Below are 17,930 nucleotides of genomic sequence, written 5' to 3'. Positions count from 1 at the left end.
GACTCACTCTCATGTCTTGACATACGGAACGACGCGATCCGCAGCTTGGCCGATCATTTAGATATGGTCCGCAAGGACTGGCGCGAGAAGCTCGGTCTGCCGCGGCCGAGGACCTGGCAGGACATGCTCACGCTCGCCAAGGCCTTCGCCACCCGCGACCCGGACGGCGACGGCAGGAACGACACCGGAACCCACTCATCGTCACCCCGATCGCCTTCCGCGACCCGCCCCTGCTGAACTCCAACGGCGTGCACGAGCCGCCGGCGCTGCGCCTCGTCCTCCACCTGGTGCTCGACGACGGCACGGTGGGGCTCGGCGAGTCACCGGGCGGCGAAGCCCGCCTGGAACGGCTGCGGGCCGCGGCGAAGATCGTCCGCGGTATGGACGTCTTCGACACGGCCGCCGTCGCCGCCGCGATCGACGCCACCCTGCTGCCCACCGTGCCCAGCTCCCACGAACGCGGCTGGACCGCCTCGGCCGTGGAGGTCGCCTGCCTGGACGCGCAGGGCCGGCTCCTCGGCCGGCCCGTGAGCGACCTGCTGGGCCGCCGGGTCCTAGACACGGTGCCCTTCGCCGCGTACCTCTACTCCAAGTGGCCCGAACACCCCGCCCTGGACGGCCGGTCCGCCGTCCGGGACGGCTGGGGCGGAGCGCTCGATCCTGCGGCGATCGTCGAGCAGGCCCGGCTCATGGCAGCGGTACGGCTTTCGGTCGTTCAAGCTGAAGGGCGGTGTCCTCCCGCCTGACGAGGAGATCACCGCGATCAGGGCGCTGGCGGAGGCCTTCCCCGGACAGCCGCTGCGGCTGGACCCGGACGTCGCCTGGACCGTGGAGACGTCGCGCCGCGTCGCCCGGGAACTCGACGGGGTCTGGAATACCTGGAGGACCCCACCGCGGGCATCGACGGCACGGCCGAGGTCGCCCGGGAGGTCACCGCTGCCGCTCGCCACCAACATGTGTGTGATCGCCTGGGAGCATCTGCGGCCGGCGATCGAGCGGAACGCCGTACAGGTCCCCCTGCTCAGCGACCACCACTACTGGGGCGGTCTGCGTCGCACCCGCGAACTGGCCGCCGTCTGCGAGGCGTTCGGCATCACGCTGTCCATGCACTCCAACTCGCACCTCGCTATCAGTCTCGCCGCCATGACCCATGTCGCCGCGGCCATCCCGAACCTGGACCACTCCTGCGACACGCACTGTCCCTGGAACGTGGCCGACGACGTGATCGTTCCCGGCGCGCTGGAACTGCGTGACGGAGGCGTCGCGGTCCCCACCGGCCCGGGGCTCGGAGTGCGGCTCGACCACGACGCCCTCGACCGCCTGCACCGGCTGTACCTGGACTCCGGGGTGCGCAGCCGCGACGACGCCGGGTACATGCGCCGCTTCCAGCCGGACTACGAACTGCGGCTGTCGCGCGGGTGAGCGCCCCGGGGACGGCGGTTCTCCCGCTGCCCCGGCCACCTCGGCAGCGGCCGGCAGCCCCGCCCGTGACGCCCGCGAGCCCTTCCTCCCCAGGGCCCGCGGGCGTTGTCAGTGTCCTGCTCTACAGTTCCCGTCACTTGATCAGCACGGGTGCGGGAGGCACGCATGGGGTGGGTGTCGGCCGGCGACTACGAGGCCGCCCTCGGCAGCGGGAACGTGGTGTGCCGCAACGCCTCGGGGCGGCTGCTGAAGTCTTCGGCCGCCTCCTGTCGGCGGGCCCGGCCCGGTTCGCCCGCGCGTGGCTGGCGGCGGCGCGCTACACCGAGGAGGTGGACCGGGCACTCTGCGCAGCGGCCTGGGCTCACTCTCCGTGATTCGTTACCGTGGAGCGGTCCGCCGGGGGCGTGCAGACCTGAAGGGTTGTCAGCCGATTTGTCACGTGATAGGGGCGACTGTGCCGCGAACCCGCGAACCCGCGAACCCGCGAACCCGCGAACCCGCGAACCCGCGAACCCGCGAACCCGCGAACCCGCGAACCCGCAAACCCGCAAACCCGCAAACCCGCAAACCCGCAAACCGCTGACGGTTTCGCGGGGGTTCCGGCCGCCGCCGGGCCCGGCTTCCTCCGGGTTCCGGTAGGTCCCGACGCGCACCGCTGGCGTACGTTTCCCGCCGACCGGACGCTCGTCGTCGCCGCCCGTACCGTGACCTCGACCGTGCGTGTCCTCGAAGCCCTGCCCGCCGTGCTGCGCGACGACCCCCGGGTGAGCGTGGTCTTCGCGCACGACCCCGGCTCCGCGTTCGCCGACGGGGTGCCCGACCTCCTGCGGGCCGCCGGCTGCCGGGTCATGCCCTGGGCGCAGCTGGCGGAGATCCGGGCCGATCTGATCCTCACGGCCAGCGAGAACGTGGACCTGCCGGAGGGTGACTGCCCGGTCCTGGTGCTGCCGCACGGCGTGGGCTTCCACAAGCGTGTCCCGGACGCCCGCGGGCCGCACGACCGGCTCTCCGGCCTCGTCTCCGACGCCCTGCTGGAATCCGGCCGCGCCTGGCTCGCCGTGTCGCACCCGGAGCAGGAGCGGCAGCTGCTCGCCGCCCACCCCAAGACCGCGGGCCGCACCCTGCTGCTGGGCGACCCCTGCTACGACGAGTTGCTCACCGGCCGGGCACGCAGGGACACCTGTCGCACGGCCCTCGGCGTCGCGGAGGATCAGCGGCTCGTCGTCGTCAGCTCCACCTGGGGCCCCACCTCCCTGCTCGGCCGGCACCCGGATCTGCCGGTGCGCCTCCTGGGCGCACTCCCCCACGACGCCTACCGCGTGGCGGCCGTCGTCCACCCCAACGTCCCGTCGGCGCACGGCGACTGGCAGCTCCGCGCGCTGCAGGCCTCGGCGCTGGAAGCGGGCCTGATGCTGATGCCGCCGGTGCACGCCTGGCGGCCGGCGCTCGTCGCGGCGGACCTCGTGATCGGCGACCACGGCTCGGTCACCCTCTACGGTGCCGCCCTCGGCACGCCGGTGCTGCTCGCGGCCTTCGGCGCCGACGCGGTGCCGGGCACGGCGGCGGACGATCTGGCCGCGGCGGCTCCACGCCTGGATCCGGACGCGGATCTCGCGGCGCAGATCGAGAACGCCGTACGCGACCACACCCCCGAGCGGTACGAAGCGGTGGCCCGGCGGGCCTTCGCCGGGCCGGGGCGGGCGCTCGCGCGGCTGCGCACGGCCGTGTACGACCTGCTGGACCTGCCCGAGCCGGGCTCCGCGCCCCCGCCGGACCTGCTGCTGCCCGCCCCGGAACGGCCCGCCGCGCCCGTCACGTCCTGGCTGGTCGTCACCGAGGTGAGCGAGGAGGCGTCCGGCCCGGTGGTCGCGGTGCGACGGTATCCGGCGGTGGCGCGGGCGTACGCGCACGGCGGGCCGGAGGCCGAGGAGAGCGGCCCCGACGCGTCGCCGGACCGCTTCGCCCATCTCGCCTGCTCGGACACGGAACGCGACCGGCGGCTGCTGGAGAGCGCCTCGGTGATCGACCGGGCCGCACCGGCCGGGACGGCGGCCGAGGCGCTGCGCTGGATCCGGGACACGCTGGCGCGGCTGCCGGGCAGTCTGCTGGCCGCGTGCCCGGTGCGGGACGGCCGCCATCTGGTCGGACTGCGCGACGGCCGGGTGGTGGAGGCGGCGGTGACCGGACCGGCGACGGCGGCCGGGCTCGCGGCGGCGGTCGTCCACGCGAGCCTGCGCCAGGGCCGGCCGCCGGACGGGGAACCGCTGACGCTGCGCCTCGCCGGGGTGCGGGACGAGGACGTCGTCCTGCGGCCTCGCCCGGCGTCCCCGCCCGTCAGCTGAGACCGTCGAGCCGGCGGCGTACGTCGTCGGCGCGCCGGTTGCCGTTCGCCTCGTGGATCTCCAGGGCCCGGGCCAGCCAGGCGCGCACCCGGTCCGGGTGACGCCCGGTCCGCTCCGCGAGGTCGGCGAGGTGCTCACGCGCGTCCGCTTCGTAGCTGTACGCGCGCCGCCGACGCAGGGTGTCGGCGGCCGTTTCCAGGGCCTGGAAGGCCTCGTCGAACGCGTCGCGGTGGGCGTGGGCGCGGCCGATGGCGAGGAGCGCGCGGGCCGCCATGCGCTCGTCCGGCTCCGGCAGGTTCAGCAGGTCCGTGCGCGCCTGGCGGAGCAGCGTGAGGGCCTGCTCGTGATCTCCTCGCGCGTCCAGTGCCGAGCCCAGGAAGAGCAGTGCCAGGGCCTCGCCGCGCCGGTCTCCGGCACGGCGGTTGAGGTCGAGGCAGTAGCGGTACGTCTCCACCGCGCGGACCGGGTCGAAGAGGTCGAGGTGGCGGCCGTGGAACTCCTGGACGGAGGCGCGCAGCAGCAGCCGGTCGGTGGGTTCGGCGAGCGCGACCGCCCGTTCCAGCTCATCGCGGGCGCGGTCGTGTTCGCCGAGGTCCGTGAGCGGGCGGGACAGGAGGCTGCGCAGCCGGGCCTCCCCGGCCAGGGCCTGCGCGGCGGTGCCGGCGGGGGCGGCCGGGTCGGCGGCGAGAGCGGCGGCGGCCTCGACGCCGAGGCTGAGCGACTCCTTCCAGGCGCCGAGGTAACGGTGGTGCAGGAACAGCACGGTGAACGCCTCCGCCAGCGGCCAGGCGAGGGCGTACAGGCGGTGGCGTACGGCCGCGCGCAGGACGGCGAGGATCGCCGGGCACTCGGCGTCGAGCCAGGTCAGCGGGGCGGGGTCGCCCGGCGCGGAGAACGGGTCGCCGGCACCCGTCGGCAGCTCGGCCAGGTCGGCGACGCGCAGCCGGTCCGCGCGCAGCGCCCGGTCGGCGAGGGCGGTGAGGACGAGGTAGTGGGTGGTGACCCGCTCGATCAGGGCGGTCTCCTCGGCGGGCCGCTCCTCCGCGGCGGCGCGCTCGCGGGCGTAGAGGCGGACGAGGTCGTGGACGCGGTAGCGGCCGTCGCGGTCGGTCTCCAGCAGGCTCGTGGCGGCCAGTTCGCGCAGCAGCCGCCGTGCGGTGCGCCGGTCGACACCCGCGGCGGCGGCCGCGACGGACTCGTCGAACAGCCCGGCGGGCAGCCAGCCCAGCAGCCGGAACATCCGGGCCGGTCCGGGCGGCAGCAGCCGGTAGGAGGGGCCGAGGACCGCCGAGAGCGAGTGGTCGCCGCCGGGCAGGGAGAGGCCCGCCAGCCGTTCGGCCTCGTCCGCCAGCTCATCGGCCAGATAGGACAGGCTCGGGGCGTCGCCGGTGGTGAGCCGGGTCGCGACGATGCGCAGCGCCACCGGGAGCCCGCCGCACAGCTCCACAAGGCGTTCGGCCGCGGTGCGTTCGGCGGTCACCGCCTCCCCTCCGCACTGGCCGGCCAGCAGCTCCAGGCCGCCGCGCGCATCGAGCGGTTCCAGCGCGACGAGTTCGGCGCCGTCCACGGCGACCAGTTCGCCGAGCTTGCTGTGGCTGGTCACCATGACGGTGCTGCCGGGGCCCGTGGGGATCAGCGCGCGCACCTGGGCGGCCAGGGTGACGTTGTCGATGAGGACGAGCATGCGCCGGCCGCGCGAGTGGGTCTCGTACTGCCGCCTCAACTCCTCGAACCGTTCGGAGACATGGGCGTCGCTCCCGAGCAGCGCCCGCAGGATCGAGGCGAGGGCCTGGGAGGCCTCGGCGGGCCCCATGGCGGCGCCGACGGCGGACTCGTCGCGCAGGGCGCCGTAGTCGACGTAGAACAGCCCGTCGGGGAAGCGGTCGCGTTCCTTGTCCGCCCAGCGGCAGGCGATCGCGGTCTTGCCGACGCCGGGCAGCCCGGCGAGCACCGCCAGGTTGACGCGGTCGGGCTCGCCGCACACGCGGTCGAGCCGGTCGAGTTCGGCGACGCGGTTGCTGAACGTGCCGGTGCGGGCGGGGAGATGGTCGGGCTGGACGCCCGCCGCCGGTGCGAGCGAGGGGACGTCGAAGGCGATGTCGTACGACGCCCCCGGCAGCAGCTCGGCCAGCAGCCGCCGCAGTTCCTCCGCCGCCTCGGGGTCGTCCTCCAGGATGCGCAGCAGGCGCCGTTCCCAGTCGGCGGCGACCCGGTCGGCGGCGCCGTCCTCGTCGCCCTGCTGCCGTGCCGCCGCCAGCTCCTCGCGCGCGGCGTCCAGTTCACCGTCCGCGTCGCGCCGGGCGAGCCAGCGGGTGACCCGGCGTCGCGCCTGTTTCATCTGCAGCCAGGCGTCCGTGACCATGAGCCCGACCAGAGCCGTGGCCCCCTGCGCGGCGAGCGTCCCCAACTCGGCTTCCACCAAGCCCCCTTCACGTCGTCCGGCGGCACCGGGACCGGCGTGGACCACGGTAGAAGGATCTTCGCCGGATTCCCAGTCGGCACCGCCGGAGTCAGCCGAGGAAACTCAGCCGGACCGTGCGCTCGGGGTTGTCCTTGTTGGTCACGACCAGTACGACCGGCAGGATCTGCACGATGCCCCCCTCGTCTCGCGGATGCCGCACGCCGGTCACGAACCCGACGGACGCCCGCATCCGGTACACGCGACCGCCCGCGCCTACACCTCGATGTAGGAGCCCATGATCACGGTGCGGTCGCGGGGCAGGCCGAAGTACTCGGCCGCGTCGGCGGTGATGTACGAGGTGGCGATGAACAACCGCTTGCGCCAGGGTGCCATCGTCGGTGATGTGCCGCGCCGGAGGTCGATCTTCGACAGGAAGTAGGACGCCTGGTCGAGCTGCAACGGTCCTTCGGTCTGGGCCGGGGTGAGCATCGTCAGGGTGCCGGGCACGTCCGGTGTCTCCATGTAGCCGAAGCGGGCGGTGACGTGGATGATCCCGTCGTCGGTGTAGCCGAGGTCGTCGACGGCCAGCCGCTGGTCGGCCGGGACCCGGGGTACGGGTTCTGTCTCCAGGGAGAGGATCACGACCTGGTCGTGGCGTACGTGGTTGTGCTCGACGTTGGCCCGCATGGCCAGGGGAGCGGTCTGCTTGCCCCGGTTGAGGAAGACCGCCGTGCCCGGGATCCGGAGCGTCGACACCTTCCCCGATCGGAGGGCTTCGATGAACTCGGGGAGCGGACCTTCGAGCCGTGCCCGCTCAGCTGTGACGAGCTCACGGCCGCGCTGCCAGGTCGTCATGACGGTGAACACGGTCAGGCCGATCAGCAGCGGCAGCCACGCACCGTGGACGAGCTTGGTCATGTTGGCCGCCACGAACAGCAGGTCCACGAAGAGCAGCACAGTGGCGCCGACGGCGACCAGCCACCTCGGCGTGCCCCATTTCGCGCGGGCGACGTAGAAGAACAGCAGGGTCGTGATGGTGATGGTGCCGGTGACCGCCATGCCGAACGCGAAGGCCAGGGCTGCGGAGCTGCGGAAGGCGAAGACCAGGGTGAGGACCGAGACCATCAGCAGCCAGTTGATCCAGGGGACGTAGATCTGGCCGATGGTGGACTCGGAGGTGTGCGCGATCCGCAGCCTCGGCAGGTAGCCCAAGTGGGCGGCCTGAGAGGTCACCGAGTACGCGCCGGTGATCACGGCCTGGGACGCGATCACCGTGGCGGCCGTGGCCAGCACGACGATCGGCAGCCGCCCCCAGCCCGGTGCGAGCAGGAAGAACGGACTGCTGACGTTGTGCGGATCGGCGAGGATCAGCGCGCCCTGTCCGAGATAGCTCAGGATGCAGGCGGGGAAGACGAGGAACATCCAGGCGCGGGTGATCGCCCGGCGACCGAAGTGCCCCATGTCGGCGTACAACGCCTCGGCGCCGGTGACCGCCAGCACGACCGCGGCCAGCGCGAAGAAAGCGGTACCGAAATGGCCGAACAGAAAGCCCAGCGCGTACGTCGGCGACAGCGCCCTGAGGATGGCCGGATGGCCGGCGATGCCGGCGCCGCCACACGCGCCGATGGCCATGAACCAGGCGATCATGACCGGCCCGAACACCCGGCCCACCGCCGCGGTCCCCCGGCGCTGCACCAGGAACAGCAGGACGATGATCACCGCGGTGATGGGTACGACCGCACTGTGCAGCGACGGCTGGACGACCTTGAGCCCCTCCACCGCGGACAGCACCGAGATCGCCGGAGTGATCATGCTGTCGCCGAAGAACAACGACGCCCCGAAGATGCCCAGCGCGGCCAGTACGGCAGCGGTTCGTCCGGCCCGCCGCGAGCTCCATCGCCGTACCAGGGTGATCAGCGCCATGATGCCGCCCTCGCCCTCGTTGTCGGCGCGCATCGCCAGCAGCACATAGGTGACCAGGACGATGACCACCACCGACCAGAACACCAGCGACACCACGCCGTACACGTTCTGCGTGGTGACCGGGATCGGGTGCGGGTCGCCCGGGTCGAAAACGGTCTGGAGGGTGTAGATCGGGCTGGTCCCGATGTCGCCGAAGACCACACCGAGGGCGCCGATCACCAACGCGAGGCGCACGGGGTCATGCCCGCCCGCACGACGCGCCTCCGGCGCCCCCGACGGCAATCCGTCATGCGGTACAGGCCCTTGCTCGCGATCGGCCATGGTGATTCCTCCTCCTCGCGGGCTGCTGTGCTGCCGGCCCGGCGCACCGGAGCGGACAATACCGATCAGCGGTGCGAATACCGGTAGGCGGAGGCCGTTTCGTTGGACGGAGCCGCTGAGCAATCCACCTGGATTATTTGGTGGGTGCGTTGGACGAGGCCCGGGTGGAGGCGATGGCGGCGGCCTCGGATGAGGGGTGGAGGTTGCGGCGGATCGGGGCGTTCCGCGGGGTTTCACACGAGCAGGTACGGCGGCTTGCCGGCCGAGCGGCAGGCCGGGGGCGGGCCGCCGGTCAGCTGACGACCGTCTCCCGCGTCGTGCGCAGCGGGGAGCTTGCCGACGGCGAGTTCGGGCGGCGTGGCCATCGGCAACCGGGACCCAGGACTGATCTCGTCGGCGCCGAACCTCGCAGTCCCCGTCCTCGCCGCCCTGGTGCTGCGCGCCCGGAGCGGCACCGAGCCCGTCGCGGCGGCTGAAGCGGGCTGAACGGAAGCGAGGGCCGGCCGGGTGTCGCCACCCGGCCTCGCGCCCGGCTGACTCAGTGACCGGAGATCAGGTCGACGTTGCCGTCGAACTGCCACAGCGGGTTGGGCGTCGGCTTGCCGGCATTGATGATCAGGAAGTACCCGTTCACCTGCACCGGTCCGTCCCCGTCGGCGATGTAGCGCCCGGTCGGGGTGACATCGACCTGGTAGACGGCCTGGGCGGTGACGTTGTAGCCGGGAACGTTCCAGGAGACCGTGCAGCGCCAGTCGTTCCCCGGCCCTGCCTGCGCCCCGAGCCCCTCGCTCTTGTCGCAGGCCGCTGTGGTCCGCAGTTGCGCTGCGGTGAACGCCTGCTGGCGCATCTGTGCTTGCTGGAACGGGTAGAGGTGGGCGAACACCGTGGCCACCGACCGCTGCACCTTGTCCTGGGTGATGCCGGAACCGCCCGCCCCGGTCCCGACGGCAACGACACCGACCGTCGCGGCCAGCACGCCCGCCAGCGGGAGGGCACCCAAGGTCAGCGCCCTGCGTCCGGCGCCGTCGTTGTTGACGTTGGTGAAGTCCCGGCGGAGGAACAACAGACAGGCCAGTACCGTCGCCACGACCGCCCACACCAGGCTGACCCCGATGCCGATCAGCAACGGCCCCAGCTGCTGGGGATCGGTGAACAGGCCGTTCCAGGAGATGAAGGCGTAACCGGGCAGTGCCAGGCGCACCGGGACCGGCAGCGGCAGCATCTGCGCCGTCTGCATCCCGAGGGCGGCGATCACGGGCAGCAGCAGGCCCATCGGGGATCGGCCCAGGGCCACCGACCCGAGCAGCCCGATGGCGGCCAGGGCGAGCGTCGGCGCCAGCACGCAGACCCACGCCAGCAGGACCTTGCCGGTCGCGTCCCCGCCGGTGAGCAGGTGGCCGTCCAGGCCGATCAGCGGCTGGTTCCCCTCCGCGAGCAGTCCGCCGAGCATGCTGGAGACGGCCAGACCGGCTACCAGCAGTCCGATCACGGTGACGCTGGCGATCGCCTTGGCCGCGAAGATCCGCCGGTGCGAGCGGACGGCGATGATCAGGTGGCGCCAGGTGCCATGCCGGTCCTCGGAGGCGAAGACGTCGCCGGCGACCACGGACGTGACCAGCGGCAGGGCCCATGTGCCGGCGACGCCGAGCACCACCAACGATCCGGCCCAGCCGGTGGCGTGCATCCACCGGCCGAAGAGGGTATCGGACGGCAGGGTGCTCTGCTGGTCGATCGCGAACACCAGCAGGCCCGGACCGAGCCAGCACAGCAGCACCAGCAGGCGCACCCGCCAGGCAGAGAACTGCTTGACCAGCTCCATCCGCAGAATCCGGACCACCGGAACCGGGCGTCTGCCGGCCGTCCCGGGCTTCAGCCCGACCCCGGCCCCGGCTCCGGATCCGGCGGCGGGGGTGTCGGTGAAGGTCGTGGTCATTGGTCGGCCTCCTGCCCGGCGAGGGCGAGCTGGTCCGTCAGGGAGAGAAAGGCCGCTTCCAGCGGCGAGACGACGGGCGCGAGTTCGCGCACGGGGATGTTCGCGCGCACGATCCGCGCCACGAGTTCGTCCAGAGCAGCCGCCCGCGCGCGTACGACGATCACGTCGTTGTCCGGTCGTGCCGCGGCGGCGGAGTCCTCGACGACGCGAACGCCGGGCGTTCCGGCCGCGACAGCGAGCGCGGCGGACGGATCCAGGGCGCGCAGCCGGTAGTCGAGTTCGTGCTTCTCATCGCTGAGCTTCTTCAACGGGCCGGAGAACACCACACGCCCCTTGGCCAGGATGGTGACCTCGGAACACAGCGCCTCCAGATCGTCCATCCGATGGCTGGACAGGACGACCGTGACGCCCTCGGCCGCGAGCCGGCGCAGGACCTGGTGCACCTGCCTCTTGCCCGCCGGGTCCAGGCCGTTGGACGGCTCGTCGAGTACCAGCAGGCGCGGTTTGGTCAGCAACGCCGCGGCCAGTCCCAGTCGTTGGCGCATCCCCAGGGAGAAGCCGCGGACCTTCTCATCGGCGGCCTCGGTGAGTCCGACCTGCTCCAGAGCCTCGCCGACATCACCGGCGAGCGAGTCGTCGGGCTGCAGCGAAACCAGCGTCGCGAGGTTCTGCTTCGCGGTGAGAGTGGGGTAGAGGCCGGGTCCGTCGACGAACCCGGAGACACCGTCAGGCTCCGGCAGCCCACGGCCCACTGAAGCGCCGAGGATCTCCAGATCCCCCTCGTCGGCGACGGCCAGGCCCAGCATCAGGCCCAGCAGCGTGGTCTTTCCCGCACCGTTCGGGCCGACCAGGCCGTGGATCTGCCCCTGCGCGACGCTTACATCGACATGGTCGAGCGCGACGACGTCACCGAAGACCTTGGTGATGCCGTGGCCCCTCACTGCGATGGTCGTGTCCATCCGTTCCCTCCTCAGCCGGCGAGCAAGTGGGCCCCCGTCCCGCTGGGGGGAACGGGGGCCGTTACCGAGTGGCGCTGGTCACTGCACGTTGATCGCGGTGTCGTCGAGCACGAAGGAGGTCTGGTACTCGTAGTCCTCCGCGCCGGTGAACTTGAGCGTGACCGTCTGGCCCGCGTAGGGGGAGAGGTCGAAGGTGTGCTGCGCGTATCCGGTGACGCGGTCGAGGTTGGAGTAGGTGTGCAGCGTGCCCAGCACCGTGCCGGAGCTGTTCAGCACCTGCACCTTGAGCGTGTCGTAGGCGGTCGTGGTCGAGGTCTCCGCCGTGTCCACGTGCAGCCAGAAGCTCAGCTGCTCCGAGGTGCAGCCCTTCGGCAGGGTCACCGTCTGCGACAGGGTGTCGGTGTGGGTGGTCCCGTAGCCGTCCAGCCACGTGCCCCAGCTGCCGGAGTGCGGCGGCTCGGAGGAGGAGTTACTGATCACGCCGGAGGACGCGGTCCACGGAGCGGGGTTGGAGCTGCCGTTCTCGAAGCCGGGGTTGCCGAGCAGCTGCTTCGCCTGGCAGCCGGTGCTTCCGGTGGGGGTGGCGGACGCCTCGTTGCTCTGTGCCCCCTCGCCCACGCTGTTCACCGCGGTGACCCTGTAGTAGTAGGTCTGCCCCGTGGTGAGCCCGGTGTCGGTGCACGAGGTCACCGCGCCCAGTCCGCTGCAGCCGCCGCTGGTCAGCAGCGACTCGCCGCCGCTGGAGGTGCCGCGGTAGACCTTGTACGAGGTGAGGTTCTCGCCGCCGGTGCTGGCCGGTGGTGTCCAGCTCAGCGCGACCTGCCCGGTTCCGGCTGTCGCCGTCAGGCCGGTGGGCGCGCCCGGTACCGTCGCGGCGATCGGCGAGGCTGTCACGGTCACAGTCGAGGACGCGGAGTTCGCCGGCGAGGCGCTGTCGGTGACGGTCAGCGTCGCGGTGTAGGTACCCGCGGTGCTGTAGGTGTGGCTCGGGTTCTGCGACGTGCTGGTCGACCCGTCACCGAAGTTCCAGCTGTAGGTGTACCCCGGCGTGCCACCGGTGCCGGTGCCGGTGAAGGCGACGTTCAGTGGCACCTGGCCGGAGGTCGGGGTGGCCGAGGCGCTTGCGGCCAGCGGGTTGCCGACGGCGCTGACCGTGGTCGTCACCTGCGAGGTCGCGGTGTTGGCGGGCGAGGCGCTGTCCGTGACGGTCAGCGTCGCGGTGTAGGTACCCGCGGTGCTGTAGGTGTGGCTCGGGTTCTGCGACGTGCTGGTCGACCCGTCACCGAAGTTCCAGCTGTACGCGTACGGGGCCGTGCCGCCGGTCGCCGAGCCGGTGAAGTTCTCCGTCAGCGGCGCGTTGCCGGTGGTCGGCGAGCCCTTGGCGCTCGCGGACAGGGGGGTCGCACCCTGGACCCAGAAGTCCTCCAGCGGGTCGCCGAGCGCGGCCTGGTCCGCGGTCGTCATCGGGAAGGTGGACGAGCCCAGGTTGTTGTTCGGGTCGATGACACCGGAGTGCACGTTCTCCATCGTGCGCTCCATCGCCGCCAGCACGTTGGCCGTCGTGTACGCCACGTGGGAGACGTAGTGCTGCTTGACGTAGGCCGGGTTCCCGATGACGAGCAGCGGCACGCGGTAGGTGTTGCTGACGTGGTCCGGGCCGTTGCTGCCGTTCTGGGTGTCATCCTCGGTGACGACGATCAGCGTGTTGTTCTTGTACGTCGGGTTGCTCATGATGGAGCTGACGATGTTGTTCGTCGCGGTGTCGTTCCCGGCGATGTCCTGGTACGTGCCGGGGTGGTCGTTGAACAGCTCGACGTAGTTGTAGGCCGGCATCCCGTACTTGTTGACGAAGTTGAGGTAGTCGCCGGAGACGGTGCTGTCGGGGATGCTCTGGTTGTTGCAGGTGTACTCGTTGGTGTGCAGCTCTTCGGGGATGGTAGTGCCCGGACGGTTGGGCGGCAGGACCTCGGTCTTGCCGTCGGCCGGGTTCTTCCAGTAGCCGCTGCCACTGTTGAGCATCCAGTAGATGTCACCGTTCACGATCATCGAGTACGGGCTGGTGCCACTGCTGGTGCCGGACGGAGCGGTGCAGGCGCTGGTGCCCTCGTCCGTGGGGCCCTGGTCGCTCTGCAGGAACCGGTCGAACTGGGTGCCGTTCGAAGGGTAGGACTGCTGCTGGCTGCTGGACGAGGACTGCCCCGAGAACAGGAACCAGTGGTTGGGGCCGGACGGCGGCTGGACGCCGGTGCTGTACGAGTCGGACAGCGAGTAGGTCTTGGCCAGCTGGTGCAGGTCCGGAACGGAGCTCATGTGATTGGTGCTCTCCACCTGGCCGTTGCAGCCGGCGGCGATCGTTGTGGCGCAGTCGCCGAGGTAGTCGTCGAAGGTGTGGTTCTCGCGATAGATGATCACGAAGTGCTGGAACGGCGGGAAGTACGGCGTCAGCGGGTTCACCGCCACTGTGGGCTTCCCTATGATCGTCTGATGACCACCGGCCGTCCGCACGACGCTCTTGTCGGTGATCTTGAAGTTCTTGGGCTGCGGGAACTTCGCGAACTCCACGCCGGGCGCGGCGAACTTCGCGCCGGAGCAGTCGAAGTCGTCCGGCTTGTACGTCATCGGACGCTTGCCGGGCGGCAGGTCCTTGGCCTTCGAGGGGGTCGTCGCCGGGTTGTACCCCTTCAGCGTGCACGAGCCGACACCCGTCGCGGGGTGGGCGGCCTCAGCGATCCCGACGCCGTGAGCCACGCTCTCCACCCCGCCGAACAGCAGGGCGAGGCCCGCGCCACCGGTCAGCAGCAACTTCTTCGATCTCTTCATTGGCACTCCCGTGTCGGAGGCGCGCGAAGGCGCGCGAATCTACGCGCGCTGAATGGAGCCATACGGGATTGTGGCAATGAGTCAGGGGCACGACAAGTCACTCGGCGTGATCGACTTTGTTCGCCACGCAACGTTTGCCTGCCGTCCCCCTACGAGCCGTCCCGGCCGTCGGCGAGGAGCGGGACAACGGGGTATTCCGTCCTGCCCGTCACCGATTTCGGCAGCATGTTCGTCGGGATGCCGACGTACCGGGACGCCAGGCGCTGGTCGGGGTGGGGGGAACTCGCCGCAGGCGTCCTCGACCGTGGCCCCCCGCCTTCGGCTGCGGACCGCACCACCGCGGCGAGCGTGGGGAGCACCGGTCCTACAGCCGTCGGGGTGTGCTCCTACTCGGGCGAGGCGTCGGCCTCGGAGTCGGCTCCGAGGACCGGGACCAGCAGGGTGAAGGTGGCCGGAGCTCTGCTGGCCAAGGAGAGCCGGCCGCCCAGGGACACGGCCAGGTCGGCGGCGAGGGCGAGGCCGACGCCCGTTCCCTGACCGCTGCCGGTGTGTCCGCGGTCGAACAGCCGGGCCGGGTCCGCCCTCCGCGGCCCCCTCGTCGTTCACGTCGAAGGCGAGGGCGTCGTCGAGGTCCCGCAACCACGATCCGCGTGGTTCCGCTCCCGTGCACCCGGGCGTTGTCCAGCAGGATGCCGCGCACCTCCGCAACCGGACCACCGGGGACCTCCACATCCGCGGGCGCGTCGCGTGTGCCGCACTCCAGACGTCTGCCGTCGGCCGCGAACAGCCCGTGCCAGCGCTCCTCCGCGTCCCGGAGAAGCTGTGCCACCGTGGTGTCCCCGGCGGCTGGGCGGGACGGGTCCGGCGAGCGGGACAGGCGCAGCACTTCCTCCACCGTGTGGTGCAGGCGATGGGCAGTGGCCAGTACCTCGGCCAGTACCGGCCGCAGCCTGGCGTCGTCGTCCTGGGCGAGGCCCGCCTCCAGGGCGAGCTGCAGGCCGGTGAGCGGGGTGCGCAGCTGGTGGGAGGTGTTGGTGGCGAAGTCGCGTTCACGGCGCGGGAGTTCGGACAGGCCGTGCGTCGGTCGCCGCACAGGGGCTGATGGGCGATCTGCACGAGCCAGGCGCCGTAGACCAAGGACGCGGCGGCCAGGCTGCCGCCCACCGGTGCGGCCCGTTCCGGTCCTGTGCGCCATGCCCGCACCAGGCCGCAATCCGTGGGCAGCAGCGGCGGGAACGCGGGGAGCAGGAAGCGGGGCTTGGACGAGAAGGGGCCGGAGACCACGGTCACCATGGCCGGCAGGACACCGCCGAAGACGACCGGAGGCAGCGGGGCCCTGTCCAGGTCCAGCAGGAGGAACAGTACGAGACTCGCCGCGGTGATCATCAGGGCGATCGGTTGTACGGCCCCGCCGCCGTTCAGCAGCCGCCCTTGAGGAACCTCAGCGTGCCGGTGGCGAAGTCGAGGCGGGAGTCCCAGACGCTCGGGACCTGGAAGTACCCGTGCAGCAGATCACCGGTGTGCTGCCCGATCCACAGCACGTAACCGGTCCAGCCCAGCGGCGCGAGGAGAGCACCTGTCCAGAGCGCGGGAGGGACGCGGCCGCGACGTCGCACCGCCGGCGATGGTCGGCTTGGCCACGGACGTCGACTGGCGAACGAGCTGTCCGCGTCCGGAAGGGCCGATCGCCTGCTCCGCTCGACGGCCAGGTCGGCCGCGTACCGCTCATCGGCCTGGACTCGCGAGTAGGTGAACGCCTTCACGCCCAGCGGACGGTCCAAGGGGCTCCTGACCCCGGTCAGGGCATCGGCGGCCCAGTAACCAGCACCAACTGCGCGACATCGCACCCCAACGGCGTCCCGGGTGCGCCCCGATGCTGTGGATGCCATGGTGATCACAGTCAGCGGCTGCGAAGGGACGGTCACGTGAGGACGCCGAGCAACCACCATCTCCGGGTCCGCTGCTCTGCTGTGCGGGCGGTGCACCTCGCCGGGACGCTTCGCACGGCGGCAGTCACGGTCGCGCTCGTCATGGCGGCCGGCGGCTGTGCCGTGGAGCCGTCCGGGGCCGCCGCGAACGCGGCCGCCAGTCCGGCACTGCCACAGGTCTCAGTGGTCGACCACACCTACCAAGTACCGCAGCCGCTGCCCGATCGCCCCCCGGGCACGCTGATCGCTGCAACCGACCACGGAAGGGACACCCGGTTCGGTGGCGCCCGGCGCTGGACCGTGCTCTACCACTCGGTGAACGCCCGCCGGGCCGACGTCGCCGTCAGCGGCACGGTCCTTCTCCCGCCGGGCGCACCGCCGCGCGGCGGGTGGCCGGTGGTGTCCTGGGCACACGGCACCACGGGCGTCGCCGACTCCTGTGCACCGTCGCAGATGGCGAACCTGGGGTCCGACGCCTATGCCAAGGAAGTGCGCGCACTGCTGCAGGCGGGCTACGCGGTGACCGCTTCGGACTATCCGGGCCTGGGCACCCCCGGCATGCACACCTACCTGGTGGGCGCGGACGAAGGCAACGCGGTCGTGGACATCGTCACCGCCGCCCACCATCTCCTGCCCGGCCTGGGAGACCTCTGGTTCGCGGTCGGGCACTCCCAGGGCGGGCAGGCGGCGCTGTTCGCCGCCCAGGCTCCCGACCGAGCGGGGGCCACCCGTCTGGCCGGTACGGTCGCCATCGCCCCGGCCAGCCACCTGGAAGCGATGCTGCCCGGTGTCAAAGCCTCGCACGTGCCCAGCGAGCTGTCCTTCACCTTCTACGCACTGGCCGGTCTGAGTGCCGCCGAGCCCTCCCACACACTGCGGTCACTGCTCGGGTCCCCTGCGGCAGACGTCGCCGTCCGGTTCCTCGCCCAGTGCCAGGCGGACGGCTACCAGGCGCTCAGTCACCTCGACACCGAACAGGCCCTGCCGCTGAGCGCCGGCCAACTTGCGCGGATCGGGGAAGAGATGGGCGCCTACGGGGACCCCGACCGAGCCGCCATCCGCACCCCGGTCGCGGTCATCCAAGGCCAGGACGACCACGACGTGCCGCCCGCGTGGACCGCTGCCGTGGTCCAGAACCTGCGCCGCCTCGGCTCGCCCTCGATCATCGCCCGCACGTATCCCGGCGCGGGCCACGACGAAGTCCTCGGCCAGTCCATCTGCGACCTCCTCGCCTTCCTCGACACACACGCAGCACACACGCCCGCCCCCTGCGCCCCGTTCCGCACCGACCGCGGCTGAGGTGCAGCAGGCAGCGGGTTCTGGGCGGGCACAGCGCACCTCGTACGCCCCTCCGGACGCTGGGCACCGCGTGGCGTCCACGGGTGGGGCGCCGAGCGGCAGCCGTCGCCGACTGGTCTCCCAACACGTGGGCTCGGACGTACTTCGGCAGCGGACCCACCCAGCTGGGGCATGCGGAAGTCACAAGGGCCCCTTGGGCCGGGTCCACGGCATGGTCATCCACCACACCGGCTCACGAGGCCGCCGTGCCGCGTCGGCCGCGACCCACTGCCCGCCCGGGAGACCCTGCCCGCACGCTCCGGTTTCGGCCGATGGTCGCTGAGGACACGCCACTGCGCAACGGCGTGCAGCCCTCCAAGCTCGTCCGCCTCCATCGCCACGAGCGGACCGAGCAGCGATGCGCGCCCGGAGGGGACCACCGTCCGGTATCCGATCCGGCCCGCAGCGGAAAGGCGCCGACAAGGAGCGGGCAGCAGCTAGCCCCAGCCACTAGTGCCCCGGCAGGCGACGTTTGCCCGTCAAGGAGCGGCGTCCGGTGCGTGCTGTCGGCGTGCCGGCCGGAAGTCCTCGTACTGGGCGTAC

The 17,930-nt window shown here is 71.7% G+C and carries 16 protein-coding genes; 7 read left to right on the top strand and 9 right to left on the bottom strand.

Annotated elements, in window-relative coordinates; genetic code table 11:
* Window positions 1-63 precede the first annotated feature (63 nt).
* The 4 genes from ACZ60X_RS11620 to ACZ60X_RS11605 all read left to right on the top strand — a co-directional run bounded on the left by ACZ60X_RS11620 (window position 64) and on the right by ACZ60X_RS11605 (window position 3,764).
* Window positions 64-237: a hypothetical protein gene (locus tag ACZ60X_RS11620; RefSeq protein WP_469596470.1), complete on the top strand. Its 174-nt coding sequence runs from the start codon at window positions 64-66 to the stop codon at window positions 235-237.
* An 11-nt stretch (window positions 238-248) separates the two neighbouring features.
* Window positions 249-746, top strand: a complete 498-nt coding sequence (locus ACZ60X_RS11615; protein ID WP_469596467.1) for an enolase-like domain-containing protein — start codon at window positions 249-251, stop codon at window positions 744-746.
* The gene (locus tag ACZ60X_RS11610; protein ID WP_469597413.1) at window positions 658-1,422 is read left to right on the top strand and encodes an enolase C-terminal domain-like protein; all 765 of its coding nucleotides are present in this window, start codon (window positions 658-660) and stop codon (window positions 1,420-1,422) included. Before ACZ60X_RS11615 ends, ACZ60X_RS11610 begins: the two co-directional genes overlap by 89 nt.
* A gap of 716 nt (window positions 1,423-2,138) precedes the next feature.
* On the top strand, window positions 2,139-3,764 hold the full coding sequence (locus ACZ60X_RS11605) for a hypothetical protein (RefSeq protein WP_469596464.1): 1,626 nt from the start codon (window positions 2,139-2,141) through the stop codon (window positions 3,762-3,764).
* Here the strand turns inward: ACZ60X_RS11605 and ACZ60X_RS11600 are convergent.
* From ACZ60X_RS11600 to ACZ60X_RS11585, 4 genes are all read right to left on the bottom strand, one after another.
* The gene (locus ACZ60X_RS11600) at window positions 3,757-6,183 is read right to left on the bottom strand and encodes an NB-ARC domain-containing protein (protein WP_469596461.1); all 2,427 of its coding nucleotides are present in this window, start codon (window positions 6,181-6,183) and stop codon (window positions 3,757-3,759) included. The two genes, ACZ60X_RS11605 and ACZ60X_RS11600, sit on opposite strands and share 8 nt — an antisense overlap.
* Window positions 6,184-6,274: 91 nt before the next feature.
* Window positions 6,275-6,415, bottom strand: coding sequence for a hypothetical protein (locus tag ACZ60X_RS11595; protein WP_469596457.1), 141 nt, complete (start codon window positions 6,413-6,415; stop codon window positions 6,275-6,277).
* A gap of 23 nt (window positions 6,416-6,438) precedes the next feature.
* Window positions 6,439-8,322: a potassium transporter Kup gene (locus tag ACZ60X_RS11590; protein WP_469596454.1), complete on the bottom strand. Its 1,884-nt coding sequence runs from the start codon at window positions 8,320-8,322 to the stop codon at window positions 6,439-6,441.
* A gap of 320 nt (window positions 8,323-8,642) precedes the next feature.
* A complete protein-coding gene (locus ACZ60X_RS11585) occupies window positions 8,643-8,774 on the bottom strand; it encodes a hypothetical protein (protein WP_469596452.1) in 132 nt (43 codons plus the stop codon).
* Between ACZ60X_RS11585 and ACZ60X_RS11580 the strand changes: the two genes are divergently transcribed.
* Window positions 8,767-8,895, top strand: a complete 129-nt coding sequence (locus ACZ60X_RS11580) for a hypothetical protein (RefSeq protein ID WP_469596448.1) — start codon at window positions 8,767-8,769, stop codon at window positions 8,893-8,895. The genes ACZ60X_RS11585 and ACZ60X_RS11580 overlap by 8 nt on opposite strands.
* Window positions 8,896-8,947: 52 nt before the next feature.
* Here ACZ60X_RS11580 and ACZ60X_RS11575 read toward each other — a convergent pair whose 3' ends face one another.
* From ACZ60X_RS11575 to ACZ60X_RS11560, 4 genes are all read right to left on the bottom strand, one after another.
* A complete protein-coding gene (locus ACZ60X_RS11575; protein WP_469596445.1) occupies window positions 8,948-10,342 on the bottom strand; it encodes an ABC transporter permease in 1,395 nt (464 codons plus the stop codon).
* The gene (locus tag ACZ60X_RS11570; RefSeq protein WP_469596443.1) at window positions 10,339-11,301 is read right to left on the bottom strand and encodes an ABC transporter ATP-binding protein; all 963 of its coding nucleotides are present in this window, start codon (window positions 11,299-11,301) and stop codon (window positions 10,339-10,341) included. The genes ACZ60X_RS11575 and ACZ60X_RS11570 overlap by 4 nt, the downstream gene beginning before the upstream one ends.
* A gap of 78 nt (window positions 11,302-11,379) precedes the next feature.
* A complete protein-coding gene (locus ACZ60X_RS11565; protein WP_469596440.1) occupies window positions 11,380-14,121 on the bottom strand; it encodes a PKD domain-containing protein in 2,742 nt (913 codons plus the stop codon).
* 364 nt (window positions 14,122-14,485) lie between these two features.
* Window positions 14,486-15,118, bottom strand: coding sequence for an ATP-binding protein (locus ACZ60X_RS11560; RefSeq protein ID WP_469597410.1), 633 nt, complete (start codon window positions 15,116-15,118; stop codon window positions 14,486-14,488).
* On the opposite strand from ACZ60X_RS11560, the gene ACZ60X_RS11555 reads away from it, so the two are divergent.
* Window positions 15,032-15,223, top strand: coding sequence for a hypothetical protein (locus ACZ60X_RS11555; protein WP_469597455.1), 192 nt, complete (start codon window positions 15,032-15,034; stop codon window positions 15,221-15,223). The genes ACZ60X_RS11560 and ACZ60X_RS11555 overlap by 87 nt on opposite strands.
* 316 nt (window positions 15,224-15,539) lie before the next feature.
* Here the strand turns inward: ACZ60X_RS11555 and ACZ60X_RS11550 are convergent, their stop codons facing one another.
* Complete coding sequence (locus tag ACZ60X_RS11550) at window positions 15,540-15,737, bottom strand: hypothetical protein (RefSeq protein WP_469596438.1); 198 nt, start codon at window positions 15,735-15,737, stop codon at window positions 15,540-15,542.
* Between the two features lie 309 nt (window positions 15,738-16,046).
* Between ACZ60X_RS11550 and ACZ60X_RS11545 the strand changes: the two genes are divergently transcribed.
* Complete coding sequence (locus ACZ60X_RS11545; protein ID WP_469596436.1) at window positions 16,047-17,348, top strand: alpha/beta hydrolase family protein; 1,302 nt, start codon at window positions 16,047-16,049, stop codon at window positions 17,346-17,348.
* The last annotated feature ends 582 nt before the right edge of the window (window positions 17,349-17,930 follow it).

The sequence above is a fragment of the Streptomyces sp. NPDC104106 genome (assembly GCF_055584345.1).
This window is presented reverse-complemented; position numbering and strand designations above follow the sequence as displayed.

Excerpts from the sequence above, each read along its gene's own strand:
- ACZ60X_RS11620 (WP_469596470.1), top strand. The coding sequence starts at position 64 with ATGGTCCGCAAGGACTGGCGCGAGAAGCTCGGTCTGCCGCGGCCGAGG.
- ACZ60X_RS11595 (WP_469596457.1), bottom strand. The coding sequence starts at position 6,415 with ATGCGGGCGTCCGTCGGGTTCGTGACCGGCGTGCGGCATCCGCGAGAC.
- ACZ60X_RS11585 (WP_469596452.1), bottom strand. The coding sequence starts at position 8,774 with ATGGCCACGCCGCCCGAACTCGCCGTCGGCAAGCTCCCCGCTGCGCAC.
- ACZ60X_RS11575 (WP_469596445.1), bottom strand. The coding sequence starts at position 10,342 with ATGACCACGACCTTCACCGACACCCCCGCCGCCGGATCCGGAGCCGGG.
- ACZ60X_RS11570 (WP_469596443.1), bottom strand. The coding sequence starts at position 11,301 with ATGGACACGACCATCGCAGTGAGGGGCCACGGCATCACCAAGGTCTTC.
- ACZ60X_RS11565 (WP_469596440.1), bottom strand. The coding sequence starts at position 14,121 with ATGAAGAGATCGAAGAAGTTGCTGCTGACCGGTGGCGCGGGCCTCGCC.
- ACZ60X_RS11555 (WP_469597455.1), top strand. The coding sequence starts at position 15,032 with ATGGGCAGTGGCCAGTACCTCGGCCAGTACCGGCCGCAGCCTGGCGTC.